The 16,157-nt window shown below is 65.3% G+C and carries 10 protein-coding genes; 7 read left to right on the forward strand and 3 right to left on the reverse strand.

All coding sequences use genetic code 11. The annotated features are described in order from the left end of the window. Positions 1-77: 77 nt before the first annotated feature. The gene (locus KFF05_18135; protein UTW51783.1) at positions 78-1,016 is read left to right on the forward strand and encodes an isocitrate lyase/PEP mutase family protein; all 939 of its coding nucleotides are present in this window, start codon (positions 78-80) and stop codon (positions 1,014-1,016) included. Between the two features lie 47 nt (positions 1,017-1,063). Here the strand turns inward: KFF05_18135 and KFF05_18140 are convergent, their stop codons facing one another. Both KFF05_18140 and KFF05_18145 read right to left on the reverse strand, forming a co-directional pair. Continuing rightward, positions 1,064-2,788 carry a SulP family inorganic anion transporter gene (locus KFF05_18140; protein ID UTW51784.1) on the reverse strand — a complete coding sequence of 575 codons (1,725 nt, stop codon included), beginning with the start codon at positions 2,786-2,788 and terminating at the stop codon, positions 1,064-1,066. A 78-nt stretch (positions 2,789-2,866) separates the two neighbouring features. After that, positions 2,867-3,298: a BLUF domain-containing protein gene (locus KFF05_18145; GenBank protein UTW51785.1), complete on the reverse strand. Its 432-nt coding sequence runs from the start codon at positions 3,296-3,298 to the stop codon at positions 2,867-2,869. Positions 3,299-3,485: 187 nt separating this feature from the next. On the opposite strand from KFF05_18145, the gene ppa reads away from it, so the two are divergent. Together ppa and KFF05_18155 are read left to right on the forward strand one after the other, a co-directional pair. Further along, the gene (gene ppa, locus KFF05_18150; protein UTW51786.1) at positions 3,486-4,019 is read left to right on the forward strand and encodes an inorganic diphosphatase; all 534 of its coding nucleotides are present in this window, start codon (positions 3,486-3,488) and stop codon (positions 4,017-4,019) included. Positions 4,020-4,062: 43 nt separating this feature from the next. Continuing rightward, a complete protein-coding gene (locus KFF05_18155; protein ID UTW51787.1) occupies positions 4,063-4,590 on the forward strand; it encodes a macro domain-containing protein in 528 nt (175 codons plus the stop codon). 162 nt (positions 4,591-4,752) lie between these two features. Here the strand turns inward: KFF05_18155 and KFF05_18160 are convergent, their stop codons facing one another. After that, complete coding sequence (locus KFF05_18160) at positions 4,753-7,023, reverse strand: NADP-dependent malic enzyme (GenBank protein UTW51788.1); 2,271 nt, start codon at positions 7,021-7,023, stop codon at positions 4,753-4,755. Positions 7,024-7,518: 495 nt separating this feature from the next. Between KFF05_18160 and mutS the strand changes: the two genes are divergently transcribed. The 4 genes from mutS (at position 7,519) to trpS (ending at position 16,045) form a co-directional block, all read left to right on the forward strand. Continuing rightward, the gene (gene mutS, locus KFF05_18165; protein ID UTW53783.1) at positions 7,519-10,197 is read left to right on the forward strand and encodes a DNA mismatch repair protein MutS; all 2,679 of its coding nucleotides are present in this window, start codon (positions 7,519-7,521) and stop codon (positions 10,195-10,197) included. A gap of 73 nt (positions 10,198-10,270) precedes the next feature. Continuing rightward, the gene (locus KFF05_18170) at positions 10,271-13,303 is read left to right on the forward strand and encodes a [protein-PII] uridylyltransferase (GenBank protein ID UTW51789.1); all 3,033 of its coding nucleotides are present in this window, start codon (positions 10,271-10,273) and stop codon (positions 13,301-13,303) included. Between the two features lie 64 nt (positions 13,304-13,367). After that, on the forward strand, positions 13,368-14,948 hold the full coding sequence (gene murJ / locus KFF05_18175) for a murein biosynthesis integral membrane protein MurJ (protein ID UTW51790.1): 1,581 nt from the start codon (positions 13,368-13,370) through the stop codon (positions 14,946-14,948). A 95-nt stretch (positions 14,949-15,043) separates the two neighbouring features. Continuing rightward, complete coding sequence (gene trpS, locus KFF05_18180; protein UTW51791.1) at positions 15,044-16,045, forward strand: tryptophan--tRNA ligase; 1,002 nt, start codon at positions 15,044-15,046, stop codon at positions 16,043-16,045. Positions 16,046-16,157: the final 112 nt, after the last annotated feature.

Raw genomic sequence — 16,157 nt, forward strand, 5'->3', positions numbered from 1 at the left:
GGACTCTTTTTGCAAAAGCGGCCAAAATCCGGGCAATCAAAAACGCTAACCCAACTCTATCCCGGAGGATCCATCTCTTGCGCGCCACCACTCAGCTTCGCCAGCTTCTCAAATCCAAGGAAACCTTGGTCGTTCCCGGCTGCTACGACGCCATGTCCGCGAAGGTCATGGAACTGGTCGGTTTTTCCGCCGTCTACATGACCGGCTACGGCACCTCGCTGGCCCTGCTCGGCATGCCCGACGCAGGCCTGGCGACGATGACGGAAATGCATCTCAATGCGCGCTACATGGCGAACGCGGTCAAGGTGCCGTTGATCGCCGACGCCGACAACGGCTACGGCAACGCCATCAACGTGATCCGCTGCGTGCGCGAATACATTCAAACGGGGGCGGCGGCGATCCATATCGAGGATCAGGCCATTCCCAAGCGCTGCGGCCATGTCGCCGGGCGGCGCGTGATCCCCATGGCGGAAGCGGTCGGCAAGTACCGCGCGGCGGCCGACGTCCGCGACGAACTTGATCCCGATTTCGTGCTGATCGCGCGCACCGACGCCCGGGGTGCCCACGGCGGCAATCTGGACATCGCCATCGAACGCGCCAACGCCTATCTGGAAGCCGGTGCGGACATCGCCTTCGTCGAAGGCCCGACCACGCGGGACGAGGTCGAGCGCATCTGCAAGGAAGTGAACGGCCCGATCCTCTACAATCAGACCGGCGTGTCGCCGCGCTTTACCTCCGACGAGATGACGGCGCTCGGCATCGCCCTGACCATTCTGCCGGGGGCGGCCCATCGGGCGACCCTGAAGGCCCTCTATTCCTTCGCCGCCGACATGAAGGAACGCGGCCCCATGGTCGAAGCCGAACTGTTCGATTCCCTGAAGGGTCACCCGGTCGGCGACTTCCACACCTTCGCCGGCTTCGATCAGATCATGAAATGGGAAGAGGCCTATATGGACGAAGCGGAACTGGAGAAATACCAGGACTCCGTGGGCTTTCAGCCGGGCAGCAAAACCTGAGCACCGGGCATCCGGCGCGAAAGCCGTATTGCGCATAAACGCGATAGTTAGTCCGCGGCGGCCGCGGCCGTCTCGCCGCGCACCTTGGCAAGCGCCGCGTCGATGGTTGTCTCGAAGGTGACCAGGGGCGGCGTGATTTCGTGATTGCTCAGGTCGCGGCGCACGCTGTCCGACACGCCGGTCAGGATCACGGCGACGCCTTGGCGCTGCGCCTTCTTGGCCAGGCCGTCGATGGTGTTGGCGGCCGTCGAATCCAGGAACGGCACGGCGGCGAGATCGATGATCAGTGCCTTATGGGTGTCGGAAATGCGCTCCAGCACCGAGCCGATGGACGCCGCCGCCCCGAAGAAGAAGGCGCCGACGATGCGGTAGACGACGACGTCAGGGTCGGCGGCATCGTCCTCGTCATAGGGTTTGCGGCCCCCGTTGGCGTCGTCGGCCTTGTCTTCGGCGACGAAGGGCTGGTGGGTCTCGACCGCCGTGGTCTTGGACATGCGGTGGATGAACAGCACCGATCCCAGCGCGAAGCCGACGACGATGGCTTCCGTGAGGTCGCGGAAGATGGTCAGGCCCAGGGTCGCGAGCAGCACCAGGGCGTCGCCGCGTGACGCGCGGATCAGGGTCGCGAAGGCGTGCTTCTCAATCATCTTCCAGGCGACGATGGCAAGCACCCCGGCCAGGCTGGCGAGCGGGATATAGGCGGCAAGTGGTGCGGCCACCAGAATGAAGCCCAGCAGGAACAGGGAATGCATGATCCCGGCGACGGGGCCGTGGGCGCCGGCGCGCACGTTGGTCGCCGTGCGCGCGATGGTGCCGGTGACACAAATGCCGCCGAACAGCCCGGATCCGACGTTGGCGATGCCTTGCGCCACCAGTTCGCAGTTGGAGCGGTGCCGCCGCCCGGTCATGCCGTCGGCGACCACGGCCGAGAGCAGGGATTCGATGGCGCCCAGAAGCGCGAAGGCGACCGCATTGGGGAGTACGGCCTGAACCTTGATCCAGGTCACCTCGGGCAGGGCCGGCAGGGGCACGCCCTGGGGGATGCCGCCGAAGCGGGTGCCGATGGTTTCAACCGGCAGGTTGAGAACGCCGGTTGCCAGGGCGGCGCCTGCGACCGCGATCAACATGCCGGGCCAGCGCGGCAGAAACCGCGACATCCCGGCGATGATCAGCACCGTGCCGGCGGACAGCGCGAGCGCGGCGCCGTTGACGCTTGGCAGCCCCCGCCACAGCACGGGCAGCTTGTCCAGCAAGGGGCCCGGTTCGGGCACGGCAAGCGTCAGGCCCAACAGGTCCCGGACCTGGCTGGCGAAGATGATGACGGCGATCCCGGCCGTGAACCCCACGGTCACCGGATAGGGAATGAACTTGATATAGGTGCCGAGTCTGAGAACCCCCACGCCGGTCAGGATCACGCCCGCCAGAAGGGTCGCCAGGATCAGGCCGTCCATGCCGTGTTGATGCACCGTGCCCGCGACCAGCACGATGAAGGCGCCGGCCGGACCGCCGATCTGGAACCGGCTGCCGCCCAGCAGCGAGACGAAAAAACCGCCGATGATGGCGGTGTAAAGGCCCTGCGCCGGGGTCGCGCCCGAGGCGATGGCGATGGCCATGGACAGGGGCAGGGCGACGATGGCGACGGTCAGACCCGCGACCGCATCGGCGCGCAGGTTGGCGAGGCTGTAGCCCTCGCGCAGCACCGTCACCAGCTTGGGCGTGAACAGGTCGGCGGCGGAGGCGGGGGCCGCCGACCCGGCGGATTTCAGGGGCATGGAGGTACGGCAATCTTTTGTGCAAAGGCAGTAAAGCACAGTTTTTTGCAGTAAAATACCCGGCGGGTCAAGGGGGCCTTAGAAACTGCGCCCGGCGTTGGCGGTGTAGAAGCTCCGCATCAGGTCGAAGGCGACATTGCCGGCGGTGGCCAGGGCGTCGAGATCGTCCGCGTTGCGGATGTCGTGAAACCCGGGTTCGTCCCGCAGGTCATCGACGGCAAAGGCCCGGTACCCCATGGACCAGTCGGGAAAGGCGCGGGCCGGGACGTCGCGGCTGAACAGGATGGAAAACGACGTGTTGCGGCCGTCTGCGAGGATGTTGTCGACCAATTGTCCGATGTCCGCCTGCGCGCCTTCGATGCACTGTATGAAGTGCCGTTCGATATAAAACAGCAGCCCGGTCACGCTGTGCTTCTGGTTCAGGTCGCGGGCCTCGGCAAGGAGATCACGCAAATCCTTGGCGCTCATCTCGCGGGTGGCGCGGCTGTGGTACAGAACCTGTCGGAACATTCGGCTGAACCCTCTCGAACAGTCTCAACGGAACGTAACACCAACCAGACCCTCGGCCAAATTCATCCTCATTTTGGCCTTTCAAGGTGGTGCGCGGGCGGTAACCAGGGGTTTGCCTTTTGTTGCACTGCAACATATACTCCGGCCCCTCTTGAACGGCGCGACCTGGCCAAGGAAGGGCAACGCGATGAACATGGACAAAATCCCGGTCGGTGAAAATCCGCCCTACGACGTCAACGTCATCATCGAAATCCCCATGGGGGGCAATCCGGTGAAGTACGAGCTGGATAAGGAATCGGGGGCGATGTACGTCGACCGCTTCCTGCATACGGCCATGTACTATCCGTCCAACTACGGCTTTATCCCCCATACCCTGTCCGATGACGGCGACCCCACGGACGCCATGGTCCTGGGTCAGGTGCCGGTGCAGCCGGGGGTCATCATCCGCTCGCGGCCCATCGGTGTGCTGATGATGGAAGACGAAGGCGGCCTGGATGAAAAGATCCTCTGCGTGCCCGTCGACGACCTGCATCCCTATTACGGCAACGTCGGCAGCTACCGCGACCTGCGCCCGGTGATGCTCGACCAGATCGCCCATTTCTTCGAACACTACAAGGATCTGGAACGCGGCAAATGGGCCAAGATCAAGGGCTGGGGCGAAGCCGAACAGGCCATGGACCTGATCCGCGAAGCCATGGACCGCGCCAAGGCCAAGGGCTGACCGTCATCTAGGCTCAGGTCGCCTGCCCTGGTAGGCTGGCGCCATGCCCTCGCACGACCGCTTGTCCGTGGTCGAGGCCGACATCACGACCCTCGACCTGGACGCCATCGTCAACGCGGCCAACGAACAGTTGGCGCCGGGCGGCGGCGTGTGCGGCGCCATTCACCGCGCCGCCGGCCCGGCCTTGGCGCGGGACTGCCGGGCGCTCGGCGGCTGTCCCACGGGCCAGGCACGGATCACCCGGGGACATGGCCTTGCGGCCCGCTTCGTGATCCACGCCGTCGGCCCCGTGTGGCACGGCGGGGGTGCGGGCGAGGACGGCCTGCTGGCCGCCGCCTACCAACACTCCCTTGCCCTCGCCCGCGACAATGACCTCGCGTCTATCGCCTTTCCCGCCCTCTCCACCGGCATCTTCGGCTTTCCGGCCGACCGCGCCGCGGCCATCGCCGTGGCGGCCTGCTGCGAATTCCTTGACGCCGACGCCCTGCCGGAACGGGTGGTGTTCTGCTGCTTTGGGGCCGAAAGCGCGGCCCTGCATCGCCAAGCTTTGGCGGACATGCATCCGGGATAAAAAGAAGGCGGGCCTAAGGGCGCCGCCTTCAAGGAAGAAGCCGCTGAAAAAACCCAGCGGCGGGGGTGTGGCGGCGCGGAAGCGCGCATCCGGATGACCGGATGCTAGGGCGCGGCCGTGACCGGCTCGTGACGCCTCCGTGAATCCTTTATGGAAAGGAGATCAGCCGACGTTGGCCTGATGCGCCGTCAGCACCGCCATGGTCGAGATATCCGATGCCGAGGCATCCATCTGCACCACCTGGGCGGGCTTGGCAAAGCCCAGCAGGATCGGCCCCAGCACCGTTGCCCCGCCGACCGCCGACAGCAGGCGGGCAGAAATGCGTGACGAATGCAGGCCCGGCATGACCAGAACGTTGGCCGGCCCGGACAGGCGGCAGAACGGATAGTTGGCCATCAGGTCCGGGTTCAGTGCCACCCCCGCACTCATTTCCCCGTCGTATTCGAAAGACACGTCGCGGCGGTCGAGCACGCCGACGGCGTCGCGCATGGTTTCCGCATGGGGCAGGTCCGGGTTGCCGAAATTGGCGAAGGAGATCATGGCGACACGCGGTTCATGCCCCATGGCCCGGGCGACCATGGCCCCCCCTTCGGCGAAATCGGCGAGCCGGTCCGGCGAAGGCGCGACGTTGACCGCCGTGTCGGTGATGAACAGCGCCCGCCCGTCCTTGGTCAGCACGATGGACACGCCGAACACCGGCTTGCCGCCGCCGACCTCGAGCACCCGCGAGATGTCCTTCAACGACACCATGTAATGGCGCGTCAGGCCGGTGACCATGCCGTCGGCGTCGCCGGCTTCGACCATGCAGGCGGCGAACACGTTGCGGTTGTTGTTGACCCGGCGTTGGGCGTCGCGGCGCAACGCCCCCCGGCGCTGCTCCTTGCGGTAGAGGGTTTCCGTATAGGCTTCGTTCTTGGCCGACAGCTTCGCGTTGGCGATTTCGATGCCGTCGGGGGCGGGCAGGCCCAGGTCGGCGATCTTGGCCTTGATGGCGTCCTCGCGGCCGACCAGGATCGGCGTGCCGTAGCCCTGGTTGAAGAACGAATAGGCGGCGCGGATGACTTTCTCTTCCTCGCCCTCGGCGAACACGATGCGTTTGGGCTGGGCCTTGACCTTGTCGAAGATGGCCTGCAGCGACCCCGCCGTGGGGTCGAGCCGCGCCGCCAGTTCGCCCGCATAGGCATCCATGTCGGCGATCGGCTTTTGCGCGACGCCTGAATCCATGGCCGCCTGGGCCACGGCCTTGGGCACGGCCCAGATCAGGCGCGGATCGAAGGGGGTCGGGATCAGATAGTCGCGGCCGTAACTGAGGCGCGATCCCGAATAGGCGGCATCGACCTCGTCCGGCACGTCCTGGCGGGCGAGGTCAGCCAGCGCCTTGGCGGCCGCGATCTTCATCTCTTCGTTGATGGTGCTGGCGCGCACGTCCAAGGCCCCCCGGAAGATATAGGGGAAGCCCAGCACGTTGTTGATCTGGTTGGGGTAATCGGACCGTCCCGTGGCGATGATCGCGTCGTCGCGGACTTCCCGCACCTCCTCGGGCCAGATTTCCGGCACCGGGTTGGCCATGGCGAAAATCAGGGGATTGGGTGCCATGGCCGCGATCATTTCCTTCTTCACCGTGTCGGGGCCGGACAGGCCGACGAACACGTCGGCCCCCTTCAGGGCGTCGGCCAGGGTGCGGGCGTCGGTCTTCACCGCATGCTTGGACTTCCACTGGTTCATGCCCTCGGTGCGGCCCTCGTAAATCACGCCCTTGGAATCACACAGGATCACCTGGCTGGCCGGCAACCCCATGGATTGAAACAACTCAACACAGGCGATGGAGGCGGCCCCCGCGCCGTTGACCACCATGTGCACGTCCTTGATGTCGCGCCCGGTCAGGTGCAGGCCGTTGATCAGCCCCGCCGCCGTGATGATCGCCGTGCCGTGCTGGTCGTCGTGGAACACGGGAATGTCCAACAGTTCCTTCAGGCGCTCCTCGATGATGAAGCATTCGGGGGCCTTGATGTCTTCCAGGTTGATGCCGCCGAAGGCCTTGCCCAGATAGCGCACGCAGTTGACGAACTCGTCCACGTCCTCGGTGTTGAGTTCAAGATCGATGCCGTCGATATCGGCGAAACGCTTGAACAGGACCGCCTTGCCCTCCATCACCGGGGTCGCCGCCGCCGCCCCGATATTGCCGAGCCCCAGCACCGCCGTGCCGTTGGAAATGATGGCGACCTTGTTGCCGCGCGCCGTGAATTCGTAGCCCTTGGTTTCGTCCTTCTGGATTTCCAGGCAGGGGGCCGCGACGCCCGGCGAATAGGCCAGGGTCAGGTCGCGCTGGGTGGTCAACGGCTTGGTCGCCGATATCTCCATCTTGCCCGGGCGGCCCCGCGCATGCATGCGCAGCGCGTCCTGGTACATCATGTCGTCGGCTTGTTTTTTCATGGTGATGGTGTCTCTTCCCAATTGGTCGTGCCGCCGCGTTCATCCGGCGTGCGTCGGGCCCTGACGCCGACCCCACGGGGACGGCGGCCGAGGGCCGGTTCGGTTTCGTTTGGACGGTGGCGGCGGCCCAAGTTCCGCCGCGGTTACCCAGAGTGCTCCTTGGTCGTGTGGTCTTCGTTCGGTTTATGCGAAACTAAATTACATTTGCAAGACGAAATTTGAAAGTATCGTATTTATTTGATCCTGCAAAGCCAAGATTACCCGGTCGGTTTTCGCCAGATTTCCACAAGCCACCCCCTGCCTTCCCTTGCGTCCGCCGGTGCCAAATGTGGTAGGCTCAGCCATCCTGGGCGCTGTAGTGAACATAATTAAATCAGGCGAGTTATGCCTCCCGACGACATCGCGCCCCTATCCGACGACGACGATCTGACGCCAGCCGAAAGCGACACCGGCGGCCAGGGCGGACCTGCGTCCGGGGATGTCGCCGTCACCCCGATGATGGCCCAATTCCTGGAGATCAAGGCGGCCCATCCGGGCGCCTTGCTGTTCTACCGCATGGGCGATTTCTACGAGATGTTCTTCGACGACGCCGTCAAGGCGGCGCAGACCCTGGACATCGCGCTGACCAAGCGCGGCAAGCATCTGGGCGACGACATCCCCATGTGCGGCGTGCCCGTGCATTCCCACGAAAGCTATCTGACGCGCCTGATCCGGGCCGGCCACAAGGTCGCGATCTGCGAGCAGATCGAAGACCCGGCCGAAGCCAAGAAGCGGGGGTCGAAATCCGTCGTCAAACGCGCGGTGCAGCGCATCGTCACTCCGGGCACGATCACCGAGGACACGCTGCTGGACGCGCGGTCCCACAACTATCTTTGCGCCGTGGCGGCCGCGCAATCGGATCTGGGCTTGGCCTGGATCGACATGTCGACGGGAGATTTCCTGACCCAGCCGGTTTCCGCCGCCACCCTGGGGGCGGCGTTGGCGCGTATCGACGCGGGCGAATTGCTCTGCGCCGACCGGATTTTGGAAATGCCCGATCTGTTTGAGACCTTCGCCGATTGGAAAGACCGCCTGACGCCCCTGCCCGCCGCCCGCTTCGACAGCGCCAACGGCGAAAAGCGTCTGAAGGACCTGTTCCATGTCGGCACGCTGGCGGGCTTCGGCGCGTTCTCCCGGGCGGAACTCGCCGCTGCCGGGGCGCTCGTCGACTATGTGGAACTGACCCAGAAGGGCAAGGTGCCGCGCCTGGCCCCGCCGCGCCAATTGTCCGCGGGTGCTGTCATGGGCATCGATGCGGCCACCCGGCGCAATCTGGAACTGACCCGCACCATGACCGGCGAACGCCGGGGATCGCTGCTTGACGTCATCGACCGCACCATGACGGGGGCGGGGGCCAGGCTTCTGGCGGCCCGGCTGTCGGCCCCGCTGACCGACCCGGCCGCCATTGCCGAACGGCTCGACGCCGTCGAATTCTTCTTTGACGACGCGCGGCTTTCCGACGACCTGCGCGCCGCCTTGTCGCAGGTGCCGGATGTCGCCCGCGCCCTGTCGCGCATTTCGCTGGGCAGGGGCGGGCCGCGGGATCTTGCCGCCGTCCGGGACGGGCTGATCCAGGCCTCGGCCCTTCGGGGGTTGTTGCAGGGGGCCCGGGGTCTGGTGCCCAAGGCCGTGGCCGAGGCCATGACCGACCTGGGCGAACACGGGCAATTGACCGACCGGCTGGGCCGGGCGCTTGCCGACGACCTGCCGCTCCTGGCCCGCGACGGCGGCTTCATCCGCCAGGGCTATGCCCCGGCGTTGGACGAACACCGCCAACTGCGCGACGACAGCCGCAAACTGATCGCGGGCTTGCAGGCCCGCTATGCCGAGGAAACGGGCATTCCGGCGCTCAAGATCAAGCACAACAACGTGCTGGGCTATTTCATCGAGGTCGCGGCCAAGCAGGCCGACCGCATCAAGACCGGCAAGACGGAGGACGGCGACAGCCCCTTCATCCACCGCCAGAGCATGGCGAATGCGATGCGGTTTTCCACGGTCGAACTGGCCGATCTGGAATCGCGCATCGCCAAGGCCGCCGATCGAGCCCTGGCGCTGGAACTGGAACTGTTCACCGATCTGGTCAACGAGGTCACGGGCCGGGCCCGGGAAATCGCGCTCGCTGCCGACGCCCTGGCACGTCTCGACGTTGCGTCGGCCCTGGGTGCCTTGGCGCTGGAGCGGCGTTATGTGCGGCCCCTGGTCGACGGCTCGAAAACCTTCCGCATCGAAGGCGGCCGTCATCCGGTGGTCGAGGCGGCGCTGTCGCGTCAGGGTGATGGTGCTTTCGTCGCCAACGATTGCGACCTGACTCCGGCGGACGAGCAGGGCGGCGGCGGGGACGGCCCCGGCGGGCGGCTCTGGGTTTTGACCGGCCCCAACATGGCCGGTAAATCGACTTTCCTGCGCCAGAACGCGCTGATCGCCGTGCTGGCGCAGATGGGCGCCTTCGTGCCGGCGGCCTCGGCGCATATCGGCGCGGTCGATCAATTGTTCTCCCGCGTCGGTGCCGCCGACGATCTGGCGCGCGGGCGGTCCACCTTCATGGTCGAGATGGTCGAAACGGCGGCGATCCTCAACCAGGCCGGGCCCAAGGCCCTGGTCATTCTGGACGAAATCGGGCGCGGCACGGCGACCTACGATGGCCTGTCCATCGCCTGGGCGGTGGTCGAACACCTGCACGACGTCAACGCCTGCCGGGGTCTGTTCGCGACCCACTATCACGAACTGACGCAACTGTCGGGCCGCCTCGCCGAACTGGCGCCCCATTCCATGCGCGTGAAGGAATGGCAGGGCGACGTGGTGTTCCTGCACGAGGTCGCCCCCGGCACCGCCGACCGGTCCTACGGTATCCATGTCGGCCAGCTGGCGGGCCTGCCCGCCGCCGTCACGGCGCGCGCCGAACAGGTTCTGGAAAAGTTGGAGGCCGGCGACGGCTCCCCCCGCGCGGCGGACCTCGCCGACGACCTGCCGCTGTTTTCCGCGACGCCGCCGCGTGGGCCGGGCAGCAAGGCGTCGACGCGCGGCCCATCGCCCGTGGACGACGCGGTCAGCACCCTGAATCCGGATGAAATGACGCCTAAACAGGCGCTCGACTTCCTGTATAATCTGAAAAATCTGGCGCCCGGCACCGACTGACGGCCGCCCGCATCCCTTGCAAACACCCCAACGGCGTGGGTGTTTCACCTTCCTGCGTGCTATGAAGGGCGCCATGAGCCGTACCACGATCAAAGACCCCCGCGCGATCATCGACCGCAAGGCGCTGACCAAGAAGCTGGACGATCTCGCCGGCTGGTCCGGCTATACGCCCAAGAGTCAGGGCGAGGTGCTGGCCGTCTTCAAGGATGCCCATGCCCAGGGCTGGGAAGAGGTCAAACGCCGTTTCGAAGCCGGCAAGCTGACCGGCCCGGAAGCGACCCGCGCCCATGCCCATCTGATGGATCAGATTATCCGCACGGTCCACGACTTTGCCGATAAATGGGTCTATCCCTCGGCCAATCCGACCACAGGCGAGACGCTGACCATTATCGCCACGGGCGGCTACGGGCGGGGCGAACTGGCGCCGTTTTCCGACATCGATCTGATGTTCCTGCTGCCCTACAAGATGACGCCGCGCACGGAACAGATCGTCGAATTCACGCTTTATATGTTGTGGGATCTGGGGCTCAAGGTCGGCCATGCCACGCGCTCGGTCGACGAGGCCGTGCGCCTGGCCAAGGAAGACCTGACCATCCGCACATCGTTGCTGGAGGCGCGCTGGCTGTGGGGTGACGAAACCCTGTTCGACAAATTCCGCCAGGCCTTCTGGGACGAGGTCGCCGAGGGTTCGGGCATGGCCTATGTCGAACAGAAGCTGGCCGAGCGCGACAACCGCCACGACAAGATGGGCGACACGCGTTACGTGCTGGAGCCCAACATCAAGGAAGGCAAGGGCGGGCTGCGCGATTTGCAGACCCTGATCTGGATCGCCAAGTACCTGTACCGCGTCAACAACATGAATGACCTGGTCGGCGAGGGGGTGTTCACCAAGGACGATCTCAAGCTGTTTGAAAAAGCCGAGAACTTCCTGTGGACCGTGCGCTGCCATCTGCACTTCCTGGCGGGCCGGCCGGAAGAACGCCTGAGCTTCTCCGTGCAGAAGGAAATCGCTCAGCGCTTGGGCTACCGCGACCACGCCGGAACCAACGGCGTCGAGCGCTTCATGAAGCATTACTTCCTGATCGCCAAGGACGTGGGCGACATTACGCGCATCCTCTGCGCGGTTCTGGAACATCAGCACAAGAAGGCGGCCAAGCGGTTCCGCCTGCCGTTCTTCCGTTTTTCCGAACCGGACGTGCCGGGCTTCAAGATCGACGGCGGCCGCCTGACCGTGGAAAACAAGAAGGCCTTCGCCGACGACCCGATAAAGTTGGTCGGCCTGTTCCACGCGGCGCAGAAGCACGGCCTGGATGTCCACCCGGAAGCGCTTCGCCTGGTCACCCAGAACCTGAAGCTGGTCGACGCCAAGCTGCGCCGTAACAAGGAGGCCAACCGCCTGTTCCTTGAAATGCTGACGGGGAAGGATCCGGTCACCACCCTGATGCGGTTCAACGAAGCGGGTGTGTTCGGGCGTTTCGTTCCCGACTTCGGGCGGGTCGTGGCGCAGATGCAATACGACATGTATCACGTCTATACGGTCGACGAGCACACCATCCGCGCCATCGGCCTTCTGGAAGGGATCGAGACGGGACGCCTGAAGGAAGACCATCCGGTCAGCTGCGAGGTGATCTCGGAAATCCAATCGCGGGAAGCGCTCTACGTTTCGGTCCTGCTGCACGACATCGCCAAGGGCCGGGGCGGCGACCATTCGGAACTGGGGGCCGAGGTCGCGATGAAGCTCTGCCCCCGGTTCGGCCTCAACGCCTGGGAGACGGAGACCGTGTCCTGGCTGGTGCGCCACCATCTGCTGATGTCGGCGACCGCGTTCAAGCGCGATCTGGACGACCCCAAGACGATCCAGGATTTCTGTGACCTGGTGCAGTCGCCGGAACGCCTGCGCTTGCTCTTGTGCCTGACCGTGGTCGACATCCGCGCCGTCGGCCCCAACGTTTGGAACAACTGGAAGGCGGGCCTGCTGCGCGAACTGTATTGGCAGGCCAAGGCCGTCCTGACCGGTGACGCGCCGGGCGAACGGCGCAAGACCCGGGTCGCCCGGGCCAAGGCGGCGCTGGAACAGGCGCTTGCCAAATGGCCTGCGAAGGACCGGGAGGAGCACCTTGCCCGTGGCACGGATACCTATTGGCTGGCCGCCGACACGGCGACCCAGGTGCGCCATGCCGAATTGGTGCGCAAGGCGGAAAAGGACAAGGCCGACCTGACCATCGCCATGACCGTGGATAAGACCCGCGCCGCCAACGAGATCATCGTTTATACGGCCGACCATCCGGGCCTGTTCGCCAATATCGCGGGCGCCCTGTCGCTGGCCGGGGTGTCGGTGCTGGACGCCAAGATCGCGACCCTGACCAACGGCATGGCGCTGGATACCTTTTGGGTTCACGACGCGGCCGGCATGGCGATCGACGAGAAAGGCCAGATGGGCCGCATGACCCAGCGCATCGAGGATGCCTTGCGCGGTAAACGCGACCCGGCCCGCGAATTGAAGAAGGAACCGGACGCGGTGTTCCCGGACAAGTCCCGCGCTTTCGCCATCTCGCCTCGCGTGATCATGGATAACCAAGCGTCCAACACCCATACGGTCATCGAAATCAACGGCCATGATCGGCCGGGCTTTCTTTACGACGTGACCTCGGTGCTGACCCAGGAAGGCCTGCAGATCGCCTCGGCCCAGATCACCACCTACGGCGAGCGGGTGGTCGACGTGTTCTATGTGAAGGACATCTTCGGTCTCAAGATCCGTCATGCGGACAAGCTGAAATCGATCGAGACGCGCCTGCTGGAACGCATCGGCGGCAAGAAAGCCGTGAAGGCGGCGGCCAAGGCCGACAAGGCGAACAAGGCGGAAGCCCCGGCCAAGGGGTCGGCAAAAGCCTCTGCCAAGACGCCGTCCAAGCCCTCCGCCAAATCCGCCGCCAAGGGTGCGAAGGATGCCAAGCCCGCCCCGGCGGTCAAGGCCAAGACGGCCGCGAAAGCCCCGGCCAAGACCGCGACGAAGCCTGCCGCCAAAGCCTCCGCCAAGGACAAGCCCGCCGCGAAGACGAAGCCCGGCGGCAAGGCGTCCGGTAATTCGGTGGAAGCGGCCGAATAAGGGGCGGCCCGCCCGGTTCGCCTAAAGCCTTGTCATCGCCCCAATCCCGGCGTACCAGCGTGCCATGAACCTGTTGAAGGCCATCACGACCGTCGGCGGCTTCACGATGCTGAGCCGCGTATTCGGCTTCGTCCGCGACATGCTGATCGCCAATTTCCTGGGCGCCGGCATGGTCGCCGATGCCTTTGTCGTCGCCTTCCGCCTGCCCAACCTGTTCCGCCGCCTGTTCGCCGAAGGGGCCTTCGCGGCTGCTTTCGTGCCGCTGTTCGCGCGCGAGCTGGAGGCGGGCGACGGCGCCGGGGCTGAAGCGCGGGCGGCGGCCCGGGCCCGGGCCCGTGCCTTCGCCGACGAGGCCATGACCCTGCTGGCTCTGGTGCTGGTCGCCTTCGTCGCGGTGATGGAACTGATCATGCCCTGGGCCATGGTCGTGCTCGCGGGCGGGTTCGACGCCGTGCCCGGCAAGATGGAGATGGCGACGGAACTGTCGCGCATCGCCTTTCCCTATCTGCTGTTCATCTCTCTGGTGTCGCTGCAATCGGGGGTTCTCAATTCGCTTGGTCAATTCGCCGCCGCGGCGGCAGCACCCGTGCTGTTGAACCTTTGCCTGATCGCGGCTTTGCTGGGCCTGACGGGCCATGTGGAAACGCCGGGCCATGCGTTGGCCTGGGGCGTGTTCGCGGCCGGGGTGGCGCAATTCGCCTGGCTTGCCTGGTTCTGCCGCCGACAGGGATTTCCGCTCCGTCTGGTACGGCCCCGCTGGACGGAAAAGGTCGCGTTGCTGATCAAGCGCATCCTGCCCGTGGTATTCGGCGCCTCGCTCTATCAGGTCAACCTGCTGATCGGCACCATCCTCGCGACCTATGTTTCCGACGGGGCCGTGTCCTACCTTTATTATGCCGACCGGGTGACGCAACTGCCCTTGGGCGTGGTCGGCGTTGCCGTGGGCACGGCGCTGCTGCCGCTTCTGGCGCGTCAGTTGAAGGCCGGGGACGACGCGGCCGCCCAGAACAGCCAGAACCGGGGCCTGGAATTCGCGCTACTGCTGACCCTGCCGGCCGCTGCCGCCTGCCTGGTTATTCCCGACGAGATCATCCGCGTGCTGTTCGAACGAGGGGCTTTCGGCGCCGAGGCCACGGCGGCGACGGCATCGGCGCTGTTCGCCTATGCCACGGGGCTGCCGGCCTATGTGCTGATCCGCGTGCTGGCCCCGGGGTTCTACGCGCGTGAAGATACGTCGACGCCTGTGCGCATCGCCATCGCGGCCATGGTCGTCAACATTGTGCTCATGCTGGTGCTGATGAAGCCGATGGGTCATGTCGGCATCGCGCTCGCGGCCTCGGCCTCGGCCTGGCTCAACACCCTGTTGCTCGCCATCGTGCTGGTGAAGCGGGGGCACTTCGCCCTCGACGCCCGCCTGCGGGGCCGCCTGCCCCGTATCCTGCTGGCGACGGCGGGCATGGTCGGGGTGCTTGAGATTGCGCGCCAGAATTTGGGCTTCATGATGACCGGCGCCACGGCGCAGCAGATCTTGGGCCTGGTCCTGCTGGTTGTCCTGGGCCTGATCGCCTTTGCGGTCTTCGCGCTGGCGCTGCGGGCGGCGGGCCTGAAGGATGCCAAGTCCATGTTGCGGGCGAAGGACCTGTAACGCCCCACCTCCCCAAAGCCCAAGGCTTGACCAATTCAGGCCCAACGGCGATAACCGGCGCGCGTTTTCGACCATTCATTTCAAGGACCAGCCACATGCGGCGCATCTTTTCCGGCGTTCAGCCGACAGGGAACCTTCACCTGGGCAACTACCTGGGCGCCATCCGCAACTGGGTGCATTTGCAGCAGGATTACGAGGACTGTCTGTTCTGCGTCGTCGACCTGCACGCCATCACCGTGTGGCAGGACCCGGCGCAGCTGCGCAGCAGCACCCGCGAGGTCGCCGCCGCCATGATCGCCGCCGGCATCGACGCCGAGAAATCCGTGATCTTCAACCAGTCCCAGGTGCCCGCCCATGCGGAACTGGCCTGGGTCTTCAATTGCGTGGCGCGCATGGGCTGGCTCAACCGCATGACCCAGTTCAAGGAAAAGGCCGGCAAGAACAAGGAAAATGCCTCCGTCGGGCTGTTCGCCTACCCCAACCTGATGGCCGCGGACATCCTGGCCTACAAGGGAACGCACGTGCCCGTCGGCGACGACCAGAAACAGCATCTGGAATTGGCCCGCGACATCGCCCAGAAATTCAACAACGATTTCGGCGTGGATTTCTTCCCCGTGGTCGAACCCCTGATCTTCGGCGAGGCGACGCGGGTCATGTCGCTGCGCGACGGGTCCAAGAAGATGAGCAAGTCCGACCCCTCGGATCAGTCGCGCATCACCCTGACCGACGACGCCGACGCCATCGCCAAAAAGGTGCGCAAGGCCAAGACCGACCCGGATGCCCTGCCGACGTCAAAGGACGGGTTCGACGGCCGGCCCGAGGCCGCCAACCTGATGGGCATCTACGCCGCCCTGTCCGGTCAGGACCTGGCCCAGGTCATCCAGGACCACGGCGGCCACCAGTTTTCCCAGTTCAAGCAGGATCTGGCCGACCTGATGGTCGATAAGCTGCAACCCATCACGGCGGAGATGCGCCGATTGGCCGATGATCCCGGCTATATCGATGGCGTGCTGAAGCAGGGCGCCGAAAAGGCGCGGGCCCTGTCCGAGCCGGTCATGGCCGAAGTCCACGACATCGTCGGCTTCCTGCGCCCGTGAGCAATAATCCCTGATATACTTGACCCCGTTTGTCGGACTTGATTGCGGACGGCATCGGTCCCATGTTAGGGCCAAGCACCGCCGGAACATGTCCGGCAACGAATGACGGCCG

The organism is bacterium SCSIO 12827 (genome assembly GCA_024397995.1).
GTDB lineage: Bacteria > Pseudomonadota > Alphaproteobacteria > Rhodospirillales > Casp-alpha2 > UBA1479.

What these genes read in the sequence shown, in the direction of transcription:
- KFF05_18140 (UTW51784.1), bottom strand. Translation starts at nt 2,788, where the DNA reads ATGCCCCTGAAATCCGCCGGGTCGGCGGCCCCCGCCTCCGCCGCCGAC.
- mutS (UTW53783.1), top strand. Translation starts at nt 7,519, where the DNA reads ATGATGGCCCAATTCCTGGAGATCAAGGCGGCCCATCCGGGCGCCTTG.
- KFF05_18170 (UTW51789.1), top strand. Translation starts at nt 10,271, where the DNA reads ATGAGCCGTACCACGATCAAAGACCCCCGCGCGATCATCGACCGCAAG.
- trpS (UTW51791.1), top strand. Translation starts at nt 15,044, where the DNA reads ATGCGGCGCATCTTTTCCGGCGTTCAGCCGACAGGGAACCTTCACCTG.
- KFF05_18155 (UTW51787.1), top strand. Translation starts at nt 4,063, where the DNA reads ATGCCCTCGCACGACCGCTTGTCCGTGGTCGAGGCCGACATCACGACC.
- KFF05_18160 (UTW51788.1), bottom strand. Translation starts at nt 7,023, where the DNA reads ATGAAAAAACAAGCCGACGACATGATGTACCAGGACGCGCTGCGCATG.
- KFF05_18145 (UTW51785.1), bottom strand. Translation starts at nt 3,298, where the DNA reads ATGTTCCGACAGGTTCTGTACCACAGCCGCGCCACCCGCGAGATGAGC.
- murJ (UTW51790.1), top strand. Translation starts at nt 13,368, where the DNA reads ATGAACCTGTTGAAGGCCATCACGACCGTCGGCGGCTTCACGATGCTG.
- ppa (UTW51786.1), top strand. Translation starts at nt 3,486, where the DNA reads ATGAACATGGACAAAATCCCGGTCGGTGAAAATCCGCCCTACGACGTC.